Consider the following 20,186-nt stretch of genomic DNA (forward strand, 5'->3'; position numbering starts at 1 on the left):
GGTTCCTACTTCTAACATAATAATCCTCCTCTGAGATTGAATTTACGTTCTATACAATCTACCAGGTCAAATCTGATCATCTATAGCACTTCCTTTTACATCGTTTGATAGAAGACTCAACTTGTTGAGAATATTGTTAATCTCAAGGTTAACTGCATCCTGAGTATCCTCCATAGACGCTCCGTCTGAGATTATCATCTTCTGCATACTATCAGCATCGATATTATCTGCTTCAGCGCGCTCACGCCTTGCTACAGCTCTCTTAGCATCTGCGCTAGTCCTCTGGCTCTCTGCAGCATGTTCTTTGATATTTTCGATCATCTCCTGCTGCATAGCTTCTTTTTCAAGCTTCTTCGCCTCTTCCTTCTTCTCTTCTTTCTTCTCTTCTGCAGCCTCTTTTGCCTCTTCTTCGCGCTCTTTCTGCTCTTCATCCACATTATCGATCATTTCCTGTGTCAACAGAGCTACCGTCTCATCATTCGAAGCCTCCATGATTTCCTCAGCTGCATCCTGTGCTTTGAGCATATCCTGGGATTTAAGACGTTCTCTTTTCATGTCAGCATATCCTTGAACATTCCCTGCCTGCTGAGCTTTGGCCTGATCGATATCGAGCGCATTCTGCTGATTCTTCGCCACATAGAAAAGAGCCTGCTGCTGATACTCTGAGAGCTTTCCCATCTCTTCGTCTGAGAGACCGTCTTTTGAATGATTCAACTTAAGAGCAAGCTGGTCAAGATTCTTATTTTCTTCGCTGTCTGGATCAATCCCATATTGTTCCTGAAGCTCTTTTAACTTAGCATCATTGTCCCTGGTATCAGTGCTCTTCTCATTGATCACATCCTGCAGACGCTTGATCTCATCTTTGATCCCCTGCATCTGCGCATCAAGCTTCTTCTCGCCTCCAAAAGCATCGGAGACAACCTTAAGTGCCTGCTTTCTTGCAAGTCCCTTGCGCTGATCTATCAGGCTCTCACCCTTAAGATTGGCGCCTGAGATCGAATTCATGTTGCCATTCTTATTAGTTTTATTTGTAGCGCCATTGATTAACTGTGTATTGTCATTACCCTGAAATGGGGGCTTTTGTATCTTCATAATTCACCTCGTGCATATGAACGACATAACTCCTTTTCTGTTATATCGTCATATAACCTTTAGCAGCTTATAGAAATGTCACCAATGGATTCATTTATGTCATAATTAGATAGCTCAGGCTCTGGCATCGAAATTCCCAAATGGATTAAATTGCGTTTGTTCAGACAGCTTCCCGGAAAACTTTTTGGTCAGGTCCTCTAAGTCTTTTCCATGTATCTCCATGGAATGCATGCCATCTTGCACTTCCAAAGCTTTTTGTTCCTGCTCAAGTCTCTTTTCCGCTTCCTTCTGCTCAGCCCGTTTCTCTTTTACTCTTTCAAGCCATTTGTCTATCTCGGGATCGTTTCCTCCGCCATCCGTTACAGTAAGTGTACACATTGTGCTGTACTCTTCACCAAATTCGATTGTCACAGACTTAAGCGTTGCCCCATGAGCTTTTGCAGACTCTTGAGCTGCCTTGATGTAATCAGGAGCTTTCGCCAGCTCTCTTTCAAGCCATGCGCCTGTCTTCTCATCTGCCATAGCCTTTTTTAGAAGTCCACCTGTGACAGAAACAGCTGAATTTGGTCCCCGAGTCAGGCAACCGTATTTCTGTGTCAGGTAGTTAGAATATTCTTTAACTGAATTTGGCTTTTTCTGAGTTAATTCTTTCCCGGCCACCGGGTACCTATCGGATAGACCAGCAATCTTCATGCTTCTGTTCCTTTCTCTTTTGAGCTGTAGTAATCCTCAAACAGTTTATTCGCTGCGTTCATAGTCTCCTTACATATGGATGGCAACTCTCTGCCCCAGGTCTTGGTAGCCTGCTTAAAGCCTTTCTCCATAGCTTTTTGCATCTCTTTCATCTTGTCTACATCATCGCCGGCAAGAGCTGATGCGAAATCAAAGAGCCTTTGGGAAGTCTGCTTTACGCCGTAATAGCCGTCTTCTGAAATATCTTTTTGCGCCTGAGCCTTGGTCGCAGCATCAACTGTAAATTTCCCACCTGCAAGCTGCCTCCAGAAGTCATCACCCTTGGCAGTTCCATAAGCACCCACCTGACCTTGCAGCGTTTTCTGAACAATTGAGATCAGATTGTTTCTCTGTTGTTCTTCTGCAGCCTTGAGCTGCTGGACTATGGCAGCCCTGTCTTCTTTGGACTTCTTATAGATAGCCTTTTCATCAGCTTTTTCACTCTTTGCTGCCTGCGCACTTGCATCCTGCTTATCATAGATAACTCCGGACTGTGCTGCAGATGCAGCTTTTTCTTTTCCCTTATCATCATTCTTGGTCCAGTCAGGCTCCGTGTTCCCATTTACGCCAATATAATTGTTTGTTCCATAATTAGTGTTAATTCCTATACTCATAATTCCTGCCTCCTTTGTTCTTCCTTGAAAAAATACCTTGCTCCGTTCCCAGAGTTATCTTGCTTCTTCTTGAAATGCCCCATAGCCTAGTCTCCAGGAGCTCTTTTGGATTAACATCTGTTAATCCTTTTATCAAAAAAATATCACATCTCTGCATCAAATGCTCCGCCTGTTTCTACAGTTGTATTTGCCGTTCCTGTATCCATCACAGTCATGTCCACACCTCCAAGCGATAGCATCACTCCGCTATCATATGCCCCAGCTCCTGCAAAAGAGCTTTTTCCGGCATTCTCCTTCTCCGACTGTAGCCGGTCAAATAGCGCCTTGAGATACTTAAGATCTGCCTTTAATATATCTCTTGCTTCATCTGATCTATGCTTGACCTTGAGCTGCTCTAAGTCCTCAGGTGTCATGGATCCTGAAAGAGCCTCTGCCATCTCGTCAAGCTCTTCGTCCAGCTCTACCGTCTCCTTTGCCATCTCCATCATCTCATCAGCGCTTAGTTCTAACTTCTCCATAAGGGCTTCAAACTCGGCCTGCTCAAGCTCTTTGATCTCTTCCTCAGACTCTGCTTCATCAGGCGATTCCTCCGGCTCTACTGGCATTTCCTCCTCAGCCTTGATATTCCTTTCTGCAGCCTCTTCCATCTTAAGGTTTTTCTTTTTCTTATTGCATGCCCTCATCACCATCTCCGCATGCAAGATTGCCCGCAGTACCTCTTCTTCATCCGTATCACCGTTTTTTAGCTGCTTTTTCAAAAGTCCTATTTTCGCCCTGATGCTGTTAGACACCTGCATTGCTTTAGTTGAGGTCTTGGCCTGAAGAACCTGAGATGATACCTGCTTGAAGCTATATAGGGCTGGTTTCTTTTTCTTTGCTGTCTGCTTCATCGGCCTGCTTATTCCAATGGTTCCGACATGATTGCCGTATGCATCATAGAGTCTTTTTCTATAATGAGTTGTGTTACCACTCACAGTGACATCCCATCCGTTCATATGACCACCTCCTGTCATGGGAGTACGTGCCGGATCTTCCTTGATCCAATGATCGTATATACAATCCCGGTGATGAGCGCTTATGCGTTAATATTTTGTTTCTCAATTACCAACTTTTTGAGGGCGTTTTGGTTCCCTTGACTCCGTCTAGGGGTCACTTTGGTGCATTGCAGTAGCTACAGCCACATGATGATGCGATTCCAGATATCGATTTCAGTATGATTGATTATTGTTATAGTACCGCTACTTATATCACCTGCATCAATTTCTCCCCAGCCTCCGCCGCCACCGATTCCGGGAATCTTATAATATCCTCCTACTGAAAAATAAAAATATCCGCCCCCGGTTCTTGCTTCCGGATATTTTTCAAATAGTGCATCTGCATCAACATAGATGTACTCATCGTCATAACCGGTTACTACAGACTGGTCATAGTCTACAAAAATATCACTAATATCATTAAAATTATTCGAAAAGCATACAGAGCTGATTTCATCATTGTAATTGATTCTTTCGTAAGAGCCTGCCTTAACCAGGCCTATTCCTGCTACGACTAGCATTATAGTCACCACTATCAAGGCCGTAAGTGTTCTTGTGTTATAAGCTTTGTGACAAGCGATCCTTTCAAGGCGTTTTCTAATTGCCATAAAGCTATCATCTACAGCAAAAGACATCCCGTTTTCAAGTCCAAGTTTCTTCCTGATATCAAGCATATCCTTCGCACATCCAATAATTGCCTCTCCATAATCATATGCATTTATCCTGCCTCTCTGGATGGTAACTGCATCGCATACATCCTCAAGATCTCTTTTAAAAAACCTGACACATATATGAAGTAATATATTGGGCCACAGAAGTGTTCTGAGAATGTCATATGCAAGTAGTATCCACAGGTGTCCAAGCCGTATATGCGTTTCTTCATGTCTTATAACTACAAAGAGCCTACTATCATCAATATCTTCCGGTATGACAATGACCGGCTTAATGCATCCTGTGCAAAAAGAAGACACCTGCCCCGGATACTCTTTGATCGTATATTTGGAACTAAATCTTTTGGAATCATACAAATGGTCAACTCTTCTACGAAGTCTCTTTCTTTTTGTAATAAACACAAGACCTGTAACAGCTATACCGGCACAATACAATACGCTTATCCATCTGGTAACACACAGTTCATACCACCAATAGAATAGTTTAAATCCTACATACGTCTGATAATACAGATGCAGCTTTCCGCAAAAAATAACAGGGATCAAAAGACACCATAGAGCTGCTCTTCCAAAAATATGTTTTGAAAAAACAGTGCTTCTTAGTATCAAAATGATTCCTGTAACAAATACAGACATAATAGCGCAAAAACCAAGTATGGTCGCAAAATAGACACATACAAATTCTAAAAAAAAGTATAGATTAGATAAGAATAATTGCGTTCCCTGCATATTAACCCCTTTGCTCATCCTTGAGCTGTCTACTTATTCTTCTTTGCTCTTGACAGTATGTTTTCAAGCTCTTTAATCTGATCATCCGACAGTTTCCCTGCATCAAGTAATGTGAACGCAGCAGACAATCTATTGCCTTCAAAAAAGCTTTCTGCAAAAGCACTGCTTTTAGCCTTCCTGCATTCTTCCCGGCTTTTTACAGGCATATAATGATAAACCCTACTATCATCAGGATCTATGGTATATGTAAGCATCCCCTTCTTACAAAGCCTGTTGATCAAAACCCTGACCATTCTCTGAGTCATAGTCGAAGACTTTGGAAGCTTATCGCATATCTGAGCCGACGTAAGATCATGCCCGCATCTCCAAAGCGTCTCCATGATCATCCATTCACTTTCACTTGGTAACATCTCTTCTTTGGTCATAGCTCCACCCGTATACTGAATCTGCAATTTTTCGCTGTATCCGCCCGTATTCTGAATCTACAATTTTCGCTGTATCCACCTATATTCTGAATCTGCTATTTTTCGCTGTATCCACTTGTATTCTGAATCTACAATTATTCGCTATATCAAACACGCTCATACATCCTGCCTATCTTTGCTTATATATCGGTTAATGCATGTTAATAATTAATAGATGTTATCTTTTCCCTAAGAAAAAAACAGACACAAAATTAACATAAAAGTCAATTCTACGTCTGTGTTATTAATATCTCGCTCAAACTTCGCACTTGGATGGCACTTGGTCGGGACCATGCCCGAGGAAACCTCACCAAGTGCGAAGCCCCAATCTCTCAAAAGAAGCTTAGCTGATTGTCAATATAGGACTTCATCTCGACATCATGGATCACGTCTGTCTCATTGTAATTACCGATCAGGAAAGGAGAATTCGGATCATTCAGTTTCATATTCCTTTTTACAGCTTCTATATCATTATTGGCATAACAGTATCTGCAAAGATGGCCGCAGCTATCATAAGCTCCAATATCTCCTGAAAGATAGCAGGCGCACTCTTTTCTTGCAGGCTTCTTATTAGGGACTATAAGTTTTTGTCCTATAGCCTTCTCATAAGTTGCAATTGTCATGCAGCCGCTGCAATCAGCGCCGTATTCTGATAAGAACTGTCCTTCACCGCAGGGTCTTACAACCATACCATAGGTCTTGGCTATCTTTATTATCTCTTTTCCCAGATAATACTTATCTTCTCTTGATACGGCTCTTGCCTGGGGGTAATTACGCTTAACCTTCTCATATAGATCAATAAAGCTGATAACTACAGTCCGGGTATAGCCGCTAAGAGCTGCTGCCATCTGCTCAAAAGCCTTAAGATGGTACTCTACTGTATACCTCTCATTAACAAGGATCGGATCATATCTCCAACCTATGCTGTTAATACCGACCATGTTAGAGAGTACTTTAAAATCTTCTAAAATCTTGTGTTTATCAGGAACATGCGGCTCGATATCCCTTCCATAGGGAGTGATAGTAACAAACCAGTACTGCCCATAGTCCTTAATCTGATCCATGTACTTAAAAAACGGCGCCGGATTCTTGGAACAGAATCCGACAACATCCACTGTTTCAGGACTAAGTCTGTACCTGCTGACCTGCTCCTTATTAAAAGGATTTCTGACACATACAACCTGCTCCTTAAACCTGTTTGCAAGCCACTTGGGATAGAATGCGGGAATATCAGTCCTTTGACCCGTATTGATGATCATGTAAAACTCCTTAGCTATAGTAAAAGACCATTGTCTCCGTCCCCAGGGATCACTCTACAACTTTCTTCTTGGTGCTAAACCAGAAGATAACAAGAACCAATGCAATCACGAAACTGCATATCGGTGCTATAGGCTGTGTTACTATCACATCACTATTAGTGCTTTCAAATATAAATTTTAATAGAATACTTACGATAAGATTAAGGAAGGAATGAATCATATACAATACAAAACCTGCGCCTTTATTAGCAAGTGCAAGGAGTACGCCAACTACTGCCCAGAATAATGCCAGTCCAACCATAATATAGGAAAAAATTTTAATTCCGTTTACAGTAGCCTGATCTTCAGATGGTAATGAAAGAAAACTGTCATATTTGTTCATGAAGTTCATAAGTCTGCCAAGCTCCATATATGACAATCCGCTATCTCTTATAGTCTTAATAATACCCTTAAGATCATCAAGACCTTCTTCAAGATCATCATTATCATCAAGGATTTCTTCCATAGAATCATCTGCCATGCCATCATCTATAGCCTCGATAGCAGCATCTACTGCTTCCTTCACAGATATCTCCTCTTCAATTAAGTCTTCATCACCTGTGATTTCAGCGATCATTTCAGATATCATATTTTCTCTTATGCTGGTTTCAAAATCAAACTGGATTACTTTTCCGAAAAAGAAAAATAATGATACTGCCAAAATAACTATTGCTATGCACAATCTAACGCTTTTTTTCATCTTATATACCTCTCAATCTTTAAGCATGATTTTTAATGCATCACTACCATTCTATAAGCTTCCCACCTGTACTTCAACAAAGATAGGTCAAAAAGCGCACTTTTTGAGAATTATATGTAAAAAAATGAATAGAGAATGCTTTTATTATTTCGCTATAATTACTTCTATAGGGTACAGGCCGTCACAAGGCCTTGTTGACATATGAACAAAGACATCACATGAAGGAGAAAAGGGTATGGACTACATCTATGAAATGCCGGCAAAAATGCTGGAAGAAGCTACTAACAGGGGGCATCTAGAAGTTGCCGAATATGAATCGCAGACTTATGGTGAGGATTCAAGACCTCTTCACAAGAAAGCTTTGGTATACCTTCCGTATGGTTATAATGAAAACAATAAATATAATGTTCTGTATCTCTTACACGGTGGCGGCTGCAATCACAATTACTGGTTTAAGGATTTCCCGGATACTGTGACAATTCTTGACAATATGATTGCTGATAAGATCTGCGATCCATGCATAATCGTAACACCTACTTTCTATCACGATGAAGAGGATCAGCATACACATGACGAGTCAAGATGTGAGAACTTCAAACATGAACTTCGTAATGATCTTATTCCTTTTATAGAACAAAAATATGCATGCTATACAGAAGGTGATGTGTCAGAAGATAATCTGATCAAAACAAGAGATCACCGCGCTTTTGCAGGTCTTTCGCTTGGTTCTATGACAACCTACCGTGCAGCTTTTTATAATAACTTCGATCTATTTGCATGGTACGGACCATTCTCAGGCTGCTGCGGGCCTTTTGGTAATCATGATGCTGAAGTAGACAGGATCTGCAAGACACTTACAGATGGTAAGTCAAAAGGTTACGAACTAAAATATATGTTCTGTGGTAACGGAGACAAGGATATCGCCTATGAAGAACACAAGGATATCATGGAAAGAGCTGTAAAAGCTTCAGAACTTCTCATCCCTGAAAAGAATTATTCATTCTACGTAATTCCGGGCGGCATACATGACATAAAAGCATGGCAGCTTCACTTATACCATGCACTGCAAGTATTCTTCAAATAATATGCTAAGATCATCCACTACATAGTAAATACTTCCCACTTGTGGCACAGTATTCCCAAAGATTAGCAAAACTTTGGGAATACTCACCATCAAGTTGGAAATCTTAACTGTATACCTTTTTGTACACTATCTTCAGCATCCATGCCTCAGATAAACAAGTGTACAAAAAGGTACTGTTCTCCAAGAACGTATACATATTAACCGAATGATCCTACCTTACCCGTATATCAGTAATTGCACATCTATCGCCTGTCAAAGCCACATATACTTTAGAAGGACTATCTTTTATAGTAGTGGTATTCTCAATGTATATTCCAAGGTTTACAGTAGTTGTTAAGATGCTGCTGCCCTTTCTTTCAATTACCACCTCGCAGTCAATACCTTTTTTGTTCTTCTCTTTCCATTCTTCCCACCCGGGGAAATCATCCTTCTTTTTCATAATGAAATCATTGTCAGCATATTCTTTACTTATATCACTCTCACCATTTATTTTGATAAGAGCATATTCATGGTAGTTATTGCCGCCGACTTGTCCATTATCAGAAGAGTATATGACAACATATGGACAATGCCAGATAAAATTAGCGACCGGAAGACTCATGCTATGAAAATATAATCTAAGTTTGTTCTTGAGCTCTATTCCATCAGTTGCAGCGGATCTTGTCTGGCTTATTTGAACATTTTTGATATCTGATTCTATATGATCTATATAGCTTATCTCTTCTGATATTCGAGGAATATAATTCTCATCAATTGCTTCATCAGTCTTTTCAATAGTTATATCTTTTATTTCACAGTTCTCACCGGTGATTCCTATATATGCAGATGTTGACCCATCTACAAGGGCAATGATATCTTGTTTTTCATAATCATTGCTCCTCATTATGACTTTAACATGATCTTCATACTTAGCAGCTATAATTTCGTATTCATCCTCACCAAGTTTATCAAAACTGCCTGTATTATCAAGTTTAGTCTCAAGTACCCTCCTTGCATGTGTATTTATGTAGTTATAATCAAACCAGATTTCTGCAAATTCCTGATAATTGTAAACCTTAATAGCTTTTTTATCGACATGTACACGTCTGTCATAAGAATCAAACAATATAATAGATGGTGCACTAAATCCATTTGGCGCATCTGTATCAAGCTTGCACTTAAATCTTATCTTAATGATATTCCCTTCAACAGGGATTCCGACAGAGATGCTGCTCCTATACTGCTTACAGGACAACTCTTTTTCTATTATAGACAGATCATCCAGATTCTTGTCCTTAGATTCCTCATCAATTATCTTGACCATTAGCTCTGCAAATTCAGGATCAAAAGCCTTTCCGGCGCCTGTAACAAAAGCTTCTCTTACAACAAAATCCGGACGCTCTTCACGATACCTTTTCTTAGTCGTCATAGTCACATAAGCATCTGCAACTGCAATGATTCTGGCAATCTCAGGTATCTTATCACCTGAAAGTCCTTCAGGATAACCTGTCCCGTCATATCTTTCATGGCTATAATAAGCTCCTATACTAAGAAAAGGATACTCTGTGATATTGGACAATATCTCTCTTCCTATAATAGGCTTTTTCCTGAATGCTTCCTGATCCCACTTGTTCGGGTCTCCTTCATTTTTTATTACTGAATCCGGCACGCCTATAAGCCCGACGTCATGTAATAGTGCTGCATAGTAAGCTTTATCGCAATGTTCATCATCCAGTCCACACCTTGCTGTAATTTTCTTAGCATATTCAGCAACTTTTACTGCATTGCCCTTAGCAAAATCATCCTTTTTCTCAACAGCTGATACAAAGGCCTTTGCAGTCTGATCAAAAAGCCTTTGCATACGCTTGGTTTCGCCTTCTATATTCTGAATTTCTATATTATGAGCATGCTCCACCGTATTATTAATATCAAGATATGTAAAGATATAAAGACTTATTGAAACCGACACCATCGCCATATTAACTAAAGATATACCATATGTAAATATCTGTATTATTCCGCATATTATAGGCACAAAAAGATACAGGACAATCGATATGTAGATCAGTTTACTAAAGTACTTCTTATACTTCCTCATTACCAAATACTGTATTATGGGACATACTACAGGAATAATATAAGCCAGCAAAAACCCCTTTCCTCTATGATATATATTATTTTCATCAAAATAGTAATATATATTAGCATAGGCAGATAAAAATGCCATAAACATTCCAAATACAGAAGCAATCCCAACCCCTTCAAGGCGTTTTGAATTAATCTTAAGTCCTTTTTCATTGACCAAAAGATTCTTAAGATAGATATTAAAGGAAAAAACAACTCCTGATGTCAGCACATATACAAGACAATTGCTGATCCGCACCATAATATATCCCTTAGGGCTTGTATCCCCGGCATAAATATATGCCTGTCTGTCAAACCATAGAAGGAAAAATGCGACTAATTCCATCAGGAACAAAGACCATTTCCTCTTCTCATCCAAAAATTTTGTAATAAGAAGCAGAATAGCCATCATCATACAGGCTCCGCATAAAAGAAGCATCAGATTAAGTTGGTATGTCCTTATTAATTCGATCATATGCCACCCTTACTTGTGCATGACAAAGAATTCATGAAGCTTTTCAAGCAGTTCTTCCCTTTGAATACTCTTAAGAAAGTATCCCTCAGGCTTAAGTGCTACAACCTTCATAACACTCTCCTTGTCACTCTTACCTGTCAGAAACATAACCGGAATATTTTTGGTCTCATCATCACTTCTTAACATCTCAAGAACCTGAGGCCCGCTGGTCACAGGCATCTCATGATCCAAAAGGATTAGATCTACAGTATTTTTGCCAAGCCATTTAATCGCCTGAAGGCCTGAGTTTACCATAAATACTTTATAAGTATCCTTGAGCCATTCTCTTACTATCGCCAGATAATTTGCATCATCATCTACTACCAGAATGCTTTTTTTGAACTCGCCGCTGTTGATCTTGTCAAAATAATTTGTGATTTCCCTGGTATATGCAGCATTATCTACAGGGCGAGAGAAGGTAGTATAGACAAGATGTTCCGGTATCTTGCCGACAAAGTGCTCCAGATCAAGTTGCTCACCTATAAGGATCACCTGCTGACCGTTTGCTTCCATCTTTTCGATCAGGTAATGAATGACTTCATCACTAGGATATGATGCATCAGCCAGATACAGTGTTATAAGTGATACCCCTTCAAGCTTTTTACTTATTTCTTCTACTTTGCTTTGAGCAAACTCACAGGAGATCCTGGCGCTTTGCGCCTTTTCAACAAGAACTCTGACTATAAATGATTCCTTTTCTGCTACTACTAGCATTCGATTATTAGGCATGATCACTCCTTAATCAAATCTTCTACTGATTTATAAGTGTCTCCATTCCATCCCAGTCGAACTGTTTGAGCATTTTTTCAAGATTTGAAATCTTTTCCTTGTCATCACAAGGCACCTTGTACTCTTTTAGCTGATTCAATATAAGCTCCACGGAATCATAATCCATCTGCGGGATTACATCCTTTAATGCACTATAAGCATCTTGCAATTCTTCCAGCGCAATCTCTTGCTTATTGGTATCATCAGATTCGTTTTCTTTAAGCCTGGAAAGTATATTCTCAAACTCAAGATATCCATTTAATAGTTCGTCTGTATACTTGTCTATATATTCTAGATTTTCTTTATTGCCGGCATCTTCAAGGCTTTCAGCCAGTTTGGACATATTGAGAGCACCAATTATTCTAAATGAGCTCTTTAATGCATGAACTTTGATTGTATAAAGTCTTATATCGCCTGATTCATACGCATCCTTTATAACCCTGGCATTGCCTTCTATAGTTTCTGTAAAAAGTTTTAAAGAGAAAATAAACTGAGATATTCCGCCTGAATTCTTGATGCCTTCATCAACATTTATCTGTTCAACTTCATAAATCCAGTTGAGTTCTTCCGGCATACTCTCATTATCTTCTACAACATCATTTATCTCAGGTTCAAACATTATCTGTTTGGGAAGGTGCTTCATGATAGCTTTTTCCAGCGCCCTGCTATCTATAGGCTTAGACAGATAACCTGTAAACCCTTTTGATTTATAGAATTCTTCGCCTGCAGCAGCATTAGCTGTAAGAGCATATACAGGTATATCAGGGTCAGTCTCTCTTATATGTCCTACTGTTTCTATGCCATCCATTCCAGGCATCATATGATCCAGGAGTACTACATTAAACCTTGTGCTTCCCATTTTCTCAAGACACTCTTCGCCGCTTGAAGCAGTCGTTACAAATATCTTTGTAGCTTTCAAAAGTCCCTTTATAACATTAAGATTCATAGGATTATCATCAACTACAAGTACATCTGCATCCGGAGCTATAAAAAGCGGAACATATGGACCCTTGGCAGACGAATCATCATGTTCTACAAAAAGGCCTATGGGAGTATCATCAACTATCTTCTGAGTTATACACAGTATAAAGTCAGACCCCTTTCCGTATACACTCTCGCATGTTAATGTACCACCCAGAAGTTCTGCAAATCTTCTGGATATATCAAGTCCCAGACCTGTTCCCTGAATACCACTGTTTTTCTGCTCATCAAGTCTTTCATATGCTGTAAATAATTTATCTAAATCTTCTTCTTTTACCCCTATTCCTGTATCCTTTACCAAAAAGCGGAGCCTTGCTTCATTTCCCTTTCTCTCATCCATGGAAACACTAAGTATAACGCAGCCGCTATCTGTATATTTAACTGCGTTGGTAAGTAGATTAAGAACTATCTGTTTGATTTTTCCCACATCACCATAAAGAGTTTTGGGAATAAGCTCATCTATTACCACATCAAACATAAGCTCTTTTTCTGTACTCTTAACACGTATCATAGATACGATTGATCTTAACTGTTCAGCTACATCATATTCCTGCTCAACAAGATGCATCTTCCCGGACTCTATTTTGGACATATCCAAAAGGTCGTTGATAAGTCCAAGTAATGTTTCTGAAGCATTCTTGATGTCAAGGGCATAATTAACCATAGCCATGAAATAGCCCTTAGGTACGTCTTCGGGATTTTCTCTCAATATCATCTCATCCATACCAATGATAGTATTGATTGGAGTACGGATCTCGTGTGAGATATTGGCAAGGAATCTCGTCTTGGCCATATTTGCGCGTTCTGCATCGTCTCTGGCCTGTTTTATCTCATTGTACTGTCTTCTGATAACTGTCCCCTTCATTACTCTCCAGACTATTATTCCTGTCATCAAGGCTATAGATAAGATAGCTATAACCCTGATTATCCATAGCTCACTAAGTCTGGCCTTTTTGGTAATATTAAAGATTTCTTCAACAAAGACTTTTTTATCAGCATTGTCCATTACCTGAACATGAAGGATATAATTACCATGTTTCATTCCGGTATACTCAAGAGGAGGTATATTACTCTTGGAAGTCAGAATACCATCGTCTTCATCACCTTCCATATATATTCTTACAAGAGGATCAGTAATTGTATAATCAAGAACTGACAGTCCTATCCTTACTCTTTCGTCACTTGAAGGAATCGTATACTTGCCATCTTCATCTGATATAACCAAATCATTGCCTATATATATGTATTTAATTTTGATCTTAACGGGCACTTTGCCTTCATAAAAATGTTTAATATTGGTTTTACATACTCCGGTTCTTCCCGCAAGATATAAATTACCTTCCTTATCAAAATAGCTGTATGAATCAGCAGTAGGAGAACTTGTAACACCTCCTGACATGGTATATTTCCTATAATTAACAACATTGTCAGAAAGCATCTCTTTGACGTCTACAATATATATTCCCTCTGAAGATATAACCCACATACTGTCACTTTCATCGAATATAACATCGTAGTTATTATGATAAGGAAAAGTTTTGATATTGGTTAATACACCATCCTTCATATATTCTATGGAATTGGATGTAACTATCCAAAACAGGTCTCTTGATTCATCATATTTGATGCGGGATATAACATCACTGGAAAGGCCATCATCCCTTCCTATCTTAGTGATATCATCACCATCTATAACATATATACCATCACCATCAGTTCCTACATATATTATCCCGTTATGCTCTTCAACAGTCCTAAAGACTGTGTTCTTTATAGCATTATTCTTGTAGATGGTACGATCAACCTGTCCGTTTCTGATTATGGCAAGACCTATATTGGTTCCTGCACATATAGAACCGTCACTAGCCTGCGTGGTACATCTTATTTCATTACTCGGCATTCCATTATCTGTAGTAAATCTAATAATTTCTTTATCAGGTGTATAACATATAAGTCCTAAAGAATTACCAAAAGTAGATATCCATAGATTATCCTGATCATCCCTCATCAGGCAGCGAACTCTTGTTGTACCGATAATATGAGTAAGTTTATTTTCGACAATGCTTCCCGTACTATCCAGAATATATAATCCTTGATCAGTACCTACATATAGATTTCCATCAACTACGCAGGTTGAATTGGTCACTTCTCTTGGCAGCCTTGTACTTTGCGACAGGTCTTCAAAATTGCTGGTTACGATCTTCATTATGCCCTGTGTAGAAGATGCAACCCAAAGATTGCCCTGATAATCCGATGTAACCATTTCTATTCCGCTGGATATAGGAAGGTTATCTACATGGTGGAATGTATAATATTCATCAAGATATCCAATCTCTCTGGTAGAAGATATCCATATTCGTTCACAATCATAATTGATCCAGTGTACGGAACTAAGCGGATAGACATTAATAAGTCGCATATCATCGACTTTATCTCCAAATTGTCCATGATAAACCTTACTCTTTTCTGTGCCCAGATAGACATATCCATCATGAGACGGATCTGCCAGAATATTAGTGACTCTATCAGTAAGGCCTATTTCACTACTTGTATAGCACTTGGAAACTTTTTTATCTTCTATAGTAAAAATAATACCGTTTTTGGTCTGTCCATATATTACGCCTGACTTATCAGCACTTAAGCTCAGAATCCTCTCTTCATTTATTCTATTGTCATCGATTACATGAATACTAAGATCGGGATCTATATAACAGACACCTGTTGTAGTCCCAACAAAGATATTTCCTTCCTTGTCTTCAGAAAAAACTCTTATTGAAGATGAAGGCAGTCCATCCTTATATGTAAACCAGGTCATCCCTTTTCCGTCAAGAAGGACAACTCCGTTATCATTAGTTCCAACCCAAATATGTCCAAGGCTATCCTCAAACAGACCTCTACCGCTTGTAAGTCCTTCCGAATAAGTTATCTGTTCAATAGAGGTACCATCATAACAGAATAGTCCGCCATATGTTCCTATCCAAATGTAACCATCTTTGGAGCCCAGGATGCAATTGGCATCAGACGAAGGAAGGCCATTTGATGCATCATAAATAGTTGTAGCATATCCTACTGAATTCAGCTGACCTGAAACCGCATAGCCTCCTCCCAGCTGATATAGACTTTTATCGGGAATGGCATCCTGTTCAGTATTAACAGTCGCATTGATACCGAAAGAAATGCTCCATAAAGTCATAGCAAATAAAACAGCTCCACTAAATAACAATATGAAGTTTTTAATCCGCCTATTATTAAGCATTTTGCTCCTTTAAATGTTCCTGTTATATTTCCTTAGAACAACTTTGACTTCCGGTAGATTGTCCATAAATACCTCTACGCATTTAGGATCAAACTGTGTTCCCGCCCCTTCTTGGATTATAGTAAGCGCCTTTTCCAAAGGAAATGCCGGCTTATATACACGAGGCGACGTAAGTGCATCAAATACATCTGCAACAGCCATAATGCGGGCAGAAAGTGGGATAACCTCTCCATGAAGTCCGTCAGGATATCCCTTGCCGTCCCATCTTTCATGGTGATAAGCCGCCATATTCCTTGCTTCCTTCAGGTAGTTCTCTCCCCTTACAGTACTAATTGCATCTTCCATGATCTTCTTGCCGGATGTGGTATGGGTTTTAATCACCTCATACTCTTCATCTGTAAGCTTGCCCGGCTTATTAAGAATAGCATCCGAAATATTGATCTTGCCTATATCATGAAGAGGTGCTGATCGTACAACGTCCGATATAAACTTCTCATCTATCTTCTCTGCATAATATCCCTTAGCCTGTAATCCCTCTACAATAATCTTGACGTAAGCAGCTGTCTTTTGAATATGTGCTCCGGTGTCAGAATCCCTGTTTTCAACCATATCTGCCATTGTGATGATAAGTCCATCCTGCATATCGGCAGTTGTTTGAGAAAGCCTTCGAAGTTCCCTCATCTGTTCTGATATATTCAGAGTCATCTCACATATAGAATTATAGAGCTGCTCAACTTCATCTTCTGTCTCAATCTCAAGTGCCCTTATCCTCTTAACATTCTTATCAAGCTGCTCCTGTCCATATCCCATTTCTGCAAAATCATTTACACATTTGGCCATGCTTCTTATGGGATAAACCATAGTTACATTTGTAACCCATAGATTATGAGCAATAACAAGAATAAAAAATCCCAAAAGAATAAGCGTTGCTTTGATTATGAAGTTGTAAAGATACCGCTGCATATTAGATATTGATACATCTGCCACTCCGTAACATACAACTTCACCGTCAGAATTTTGGATAGGATAAAAAACTGTGCGGATCCAATTATTCATCATTCCGTGTTCTAGCGGTTCTATATTCTTTCCTTCCAAAAAATCAGGCAGATGCAAAAGAAAATTATCGTCATATTCCACTATCAGGGGAACTGTTTCTGCATTTTCACCATCAAGATCAAAGATTCTTACTCCGGCGTCTTTTTCAAACTTAACAAAAAACATATTTTCAATAGACCTAGAACTTTCTTTTATTTTTATGAGTAAATCCTGTGTTTCAAGATATCCATCTGCATTTTCGCCTATAGCAATATATGTATCTATCTGAGAAGGACTTATGATTTCCGATGCAAGTTTGAGGGTGTTATAGGCATCTATAGTTTTTTCTTCTCTGGCATTTTGATAGTATATTCTTATTCCGATCCAACCTGTTATCAGTACCAGTATGATAGATGATGAGATCACTATAGCGGTGGATCTTCGTCCCATATGGCGTTTGTTTCTTTTGCTCCATTTTTTCAGATCTTCAATCTGCTCTTTATTAAGTGGATATTGCTTCCAATTACCTTTTTCTATCCTTTCAAGAGCACCTTGGGATATAAAGGATATGCAAAGCCATGCTATAAGTATTGATATTCCCTTATCAATAATATTGATAAGAATAAAATAGATAAAATATGAAGCCTGAAGACTTATTCCAATCGACGAAGCAAGTAGTATAGTAGTCTCGGAATTTCTGGCTATAGATACTCCGTCCAGAAGATACCAGCTAATCATGGCACTTATAATGCCTGTAAAAAAAGATACTATAAGAATATAGGCTATAAAATTAATAACCTTTTTAATTGAGCAGTTCTTGATGAACCATACTGTGAAAATCGCTACAATTGCATTGATAAAACCAAAATAAATTGATTCCGAAGAAAAAATAGCACAAAATGCATTAGACATTACCGCAGTAAGAATTCCTGGGAAAAGTCCACCTATAGCCGAAACTGTAATTGTGCCTATTGTATCAAGAAAAAAGCCAAGATTTAGCTTGTTCATGAGATATGCAAGTGCAACATTAACAATAATACCTGCAGCTGAAAGTATTATACGAAATCTTGCTCCGCTTTTATCCTGAGTGGATTCTTTTAGAAATGATCTGTTATCAGCCATAATCATCCTCACGTCACAACCAATATCGCAAAACATACCACATTAAATTTATCGTCATAAATTTAAATAATAATAAGTCCGACTTTTCAGCCGGACTTATCATATCTTAATAACTTCTCATATAGCAGTACTGTTTATTTTAATATGTCTGCAAATTCTTCTATAGGAACAGGAGGTGAAAACAGATATCCCTGAAGATAATCACATCCTATCTTATACATAGCATCTGCCATTTCTTCTGTCTCAATCCCTTCTGCAGTAACAGTAAATCCCATAATTTTAAAAGTCTGTATAAGACTCGGAAGGAGTTTGTCAGGATTATTGCAATAATCTCTGACTATAGCCATATCAATTTTAATATTAATAAATGGTATACTCTTAAGTCTGTCAAGATTAGAATACCCTTTTCCATAATCATCCAGTACAAACTTAAATCCGCTTTCTTTCATAACACCAATCTGACGTTCAAGGACAAATTGATCTACCATAGCCTCTTCTGTTATTTCGAGATGGATATGCGAAACATCTATTCCGCTGGTATTGATTATGGCATTAAATTTATCTGCAAGGCTATTGTTCATAAACTGCATAGGAGACAGGTTAACATTGATCCATGATATTCCCATTTTATCTATGCCGTTTTCTTTTATATATTTACAGGTCTTTTTAAAAATCTGCTCACCAAGCTGATTAATTGCGCCATTTTTCTCAGCAATGTGGATGAATTCCCCAGGCATTATTCTGTTGCCTTTAGGATCTTTGATCCTCGCAAGAGCCTCTGCACCTTCTACTTCATGTGTATCAGCTCTTACTATAGGCTGCAAATATACTTCAGCCTTTTCATTTTCAATAACCCATTTTAACGTCTTTCTAATATAGGCCTGCCTATCGGCATTTTCTACATCTTCATTACGAACATATCTAACATTTCCGGGTATAGAATTAGTATAATCAGACAGCATATCAAGTCCAATGTAAATGCGCTTTTCCGGAGATTCTATAGACATATCTTCGGCAGTCTGAACAAAATCGACTTCCAAGTACATAATATTATCTTTTAATTTCCATGCTTCTTTAAATCTGTTATTTATATCATTAATAATTGTCGAACTATCAATATCTCTTTTTCCTATAATATCAAAGCGCCCTTCGCCGCAATAAAATGTCTTATAATCTTTAAATTCCTTTTTAAAATACAATCCTATGAGACTCAGACCTTTATCCATTTGAGATGATCCATATACGTCCCTCATCTCTTTATAATTATGTATTCCAATAGCAAGATATCTATAATACCTATAATCGCTGATTTCTTCCACAAAGTATTGAAGAGCATTTATATTAAATGTATTGGTCTTTCTATTAAAGTAAAAGTCAGGATTGGTAAATGATAAATAGATAACGATAAGCGCAATAAGACAGAACGTATCAAATAAAAGATACGAAGGAAACATTTTTCTGACACATATACCAAAAAGAATCGTAAGATTATATCCGATAGCTCCAGAAAAATTCACTATATTCAAAGAAGATTTTCTGTAAGCCAAAATAATAGCAAAAGATACTACTACATAGAAGATCAGGCAAGAATATATGACATAATCATATATTATCCCCCTATGATATCCATCTTCTGAAATATAAAAAACATATCCCGTCAGGCTGGTACTGACTGTCAGGATAACAGCTGCCCAAAACGGAATCTTCATTATATGATAATAAACATTCTTTAGATGATGATGAAGCTTGAGTATATAATACGTAATAATATAGAATAGATAAGCTCTAAAAAAGAAAAATAAAAAGAATAATTCGTTAATCAGATAAAGCTGCCATTTTTCATAATCATAATAGTTTTCATCTGCCATACTTGAAACAATATCAGTAATCATTACAACTGCTTCTACTACGATAAGCTGAATATATATTCTATTCATACCAATATTGATTCGTGGTATATAAAAGCAGTAAACAACAAATACAATCAAT

General features: G+C 38.3%; 15 protein-coding genes. 1 reads left to right on the top strand and 14 read right to left on the bottom strand.

Going from position 1 to position 20,186, the window contains the following annotated elements; genetic code table 11:
• Positions 1 to 66: 66 nt before the first annotated feature.
• The 9 genes from BMX21_RS04780 to BMX21_RS04815 all read right to left on the bottom strand — a co-directional run bounded on the left by BMX21_RS04780 (position 67) and on the right by BMX21_RS04815 (position 7,334).
• Entirely contained in the window at positions 67 to 1,092 is a 1,026-nt protein-coding gene (locus tag BMX21_RS04780; RefSeq protein WP_092041921.1) for a hypothetical protein, read from the bottom strand.
• 114 nt (positions 1,093 to 1,206) lie between these two features.
• Entirely contained in the window at positions 1,207 to 1,785 is a 579-nt protein-coding gene (locus tag BMX21_RS04785) for a hypothetical protein (RefSeq protein WP_092041925.1), read from the bottom strand.
• Positions 1,782 to 2,438: a hypothetical protein gene (locus BMX21_RS04790; RefSeq protein ID WP_092041930.1), complete on the bottom strand. Its 657-nt coding sequence runs from the start codon at positions 2,436 to 2,438 to the stop codon at positions 1,782 to 1,784. The genes BMX21_RS04785 and BMX21_RS04790 overlap by 4 nt, the downstream gene beginning before the upstream one ends.
• Positions 2,422 to 2,595: a hypothetical protein gene (locus BMX21_RS19305; RefSeq protein WP_177173923.1), complete on the bottom strand. Its 174-nt coding sequence runs from the start codon at positions 2,593 to 2,595 to the stop codon at positions 2,422 to 2,424. The genes BMX21_RS04790 and BMX21_RS19305 overlap by 17 nt, the downstream gene beginning before the upstream one ends.
• Positions 2,582 to 3,433 (bottom strand): hypothetical protein, encoded by an 852-nt coding sequence (locus tag BMX21_RS04795; protein WP_092041934.1) that lies wholly within the window; start codon positions 3,431 to 3,433, stop codon positions 2,582 to 2,584. Before BMX21_RS04795 ends, BMX21_RS19305 begins: the two co-directional genes overlap by 14 nt.
• A 176-nt stretch (positions 3,434 to 3,609) precedes the next feature.
• A complete protein-coding gene (locus BMX21_RS04800) occupies positions 3,610 to 4,872 on the bottom strand; it encodes a M56 family metallopeptidase (RefSeq protein ID WP_177173924.1) in 1,263 nt (420 codons plus the stop codon).
• Positions 4,873 to 4,901: 29 nt separating this feature from the next.
• Positions 4,902 to 5,324, bottom strand: a complete 423-nt coding sequence (locus BMX21_RS04805) for a BlaI/MecI/CopY family transcriptional regulator (RefSeq protein WP_330390151.1) — start codon at positions 5,322 to 5,324, stop codon at positions 4,902 to 4,904.
• 344 nt (positions 5,325 to 5,668) lie between these two features.
• Positions 5,669 to 6,595: a DUF1848 domain-containing protein gene (locus BMX21_RS04810; protein WP_092041942.1), complete on the bottom strand. Its 927-nt coding sequence runs from the start codon at positions 6,593 to 6,595 to the stop codon at positions 5,669 to 5,671.
• Between the two features lie 49 nt (positions 6,596 to 6,644).
• Positions 6,645 to 7,334 carry a GAT domain-containing protein gene (locus BMX21_RS04815; RefSeq protein WP_092041944.1) on the bottom strand — a complete coding sequence of 230 codons (690 nt, stop codon included), beginning with the start codon at positions 7,332 to 7,334 and terminating at the stop codon, positions 6,645 to 6,647.
• A gap of 235 nt (positions 7,335 to 7,569) precedes the next feature.
• On the opposite strand from BMX21_RS04815, the gene BMX21_RS04820 reads away from it, so the two are divergent.
• Complete coding sequence (locus BMX21_RS04820) at positions 7,570 to 8,418, top strand: alpha/beta hydrolase (protein WP_092041946.1); 849 nt, start codon at positions 7,570 to 7,572, stop codon at positions 8,416 to 8,418.
• Positions 8,419 to 8,629: 211 nt separating this feature from the next.
• Here the strand turns inward: BMX21_RS04820 and BMX21_RS04825 are convergent, their stop codons facing one another.
• The 5 genes from BMX21_RS04825 to BMX21_RS04845 form a co-directional block, all read right to left on the bottom strand.
• On the bottom strand, positions 8,630 to 10,996 hold the full coding sequence (locus BMX21_RS04825; protein ID WP_092041948.1) for an HD domain-containing phosphohydrolase: 2,367 nt from the start codon (positions 10,994 to 10,996) through the stop codon (positions 8,630 to 8,632).
• 9 nt (positions 10,997 to 11,005) lie between these two features.
• The gene (locus tag BMX21_RS04830; protein WP_242952875.1) at positions 11,006 to 11,764 is read right to left on the bottom strand and encodes a response regulator; all 759 of its coding nucleotides are present in this window, start codon (positions 11,762 to 11,764) and stop codon (positions 11,006 to 11,008) included.
• Between the two features lie 22 nt (positions 11,765 to 11,786).
• Complete coding sequence (locus BMX21_RS04835) at positions 11,787 to 15,977, bottom strand: ATP-binding protein (protein WP_177173925.1); 4,191 nt, start codon at positions 15,975 to 15,977, stop codon at positions 11,787 to 11,789.
• Between the two features lie 72 nt (positions 15,978 to 16,049).
• A complete protein-coding gene (locus tag BMX21_RS04840) occupies positions 16,050 to 18,197 on the bottom strand; it encodes an HD domain-containing phosphohydrolase (RefSeq protein WP_177173926.1) in 2,148 nt (715 codons plus the stop codon).
• 134 nt (positions 18,198 to 18,331) lie between these two features.
• Positions 18,332 to 20,134, bottom strand: a complete 1,803-nt coding sequence (locus tag BMX21_RS04845; RefSeq protein ID WP_177173927.1) for an EAL domain-containing protein — start codon at positions 20,132 to 20,134, stop codon at positions 18,332 to 18,334.
• Between the last annotated feature and the right edge of the window lie 52 nt (positions 20,135 to 20,186).

Source organism: Butyrivibrio sp. TB (genome assembly GCF_900110805.1).
Classification (GTDB): domain Bacteria; phylum Bacillota; class Clostridia; order Lachnospirales; family Lachnospiraceae; genus Butyrivibrio; species Butyrivibrio fibrisolvens_C.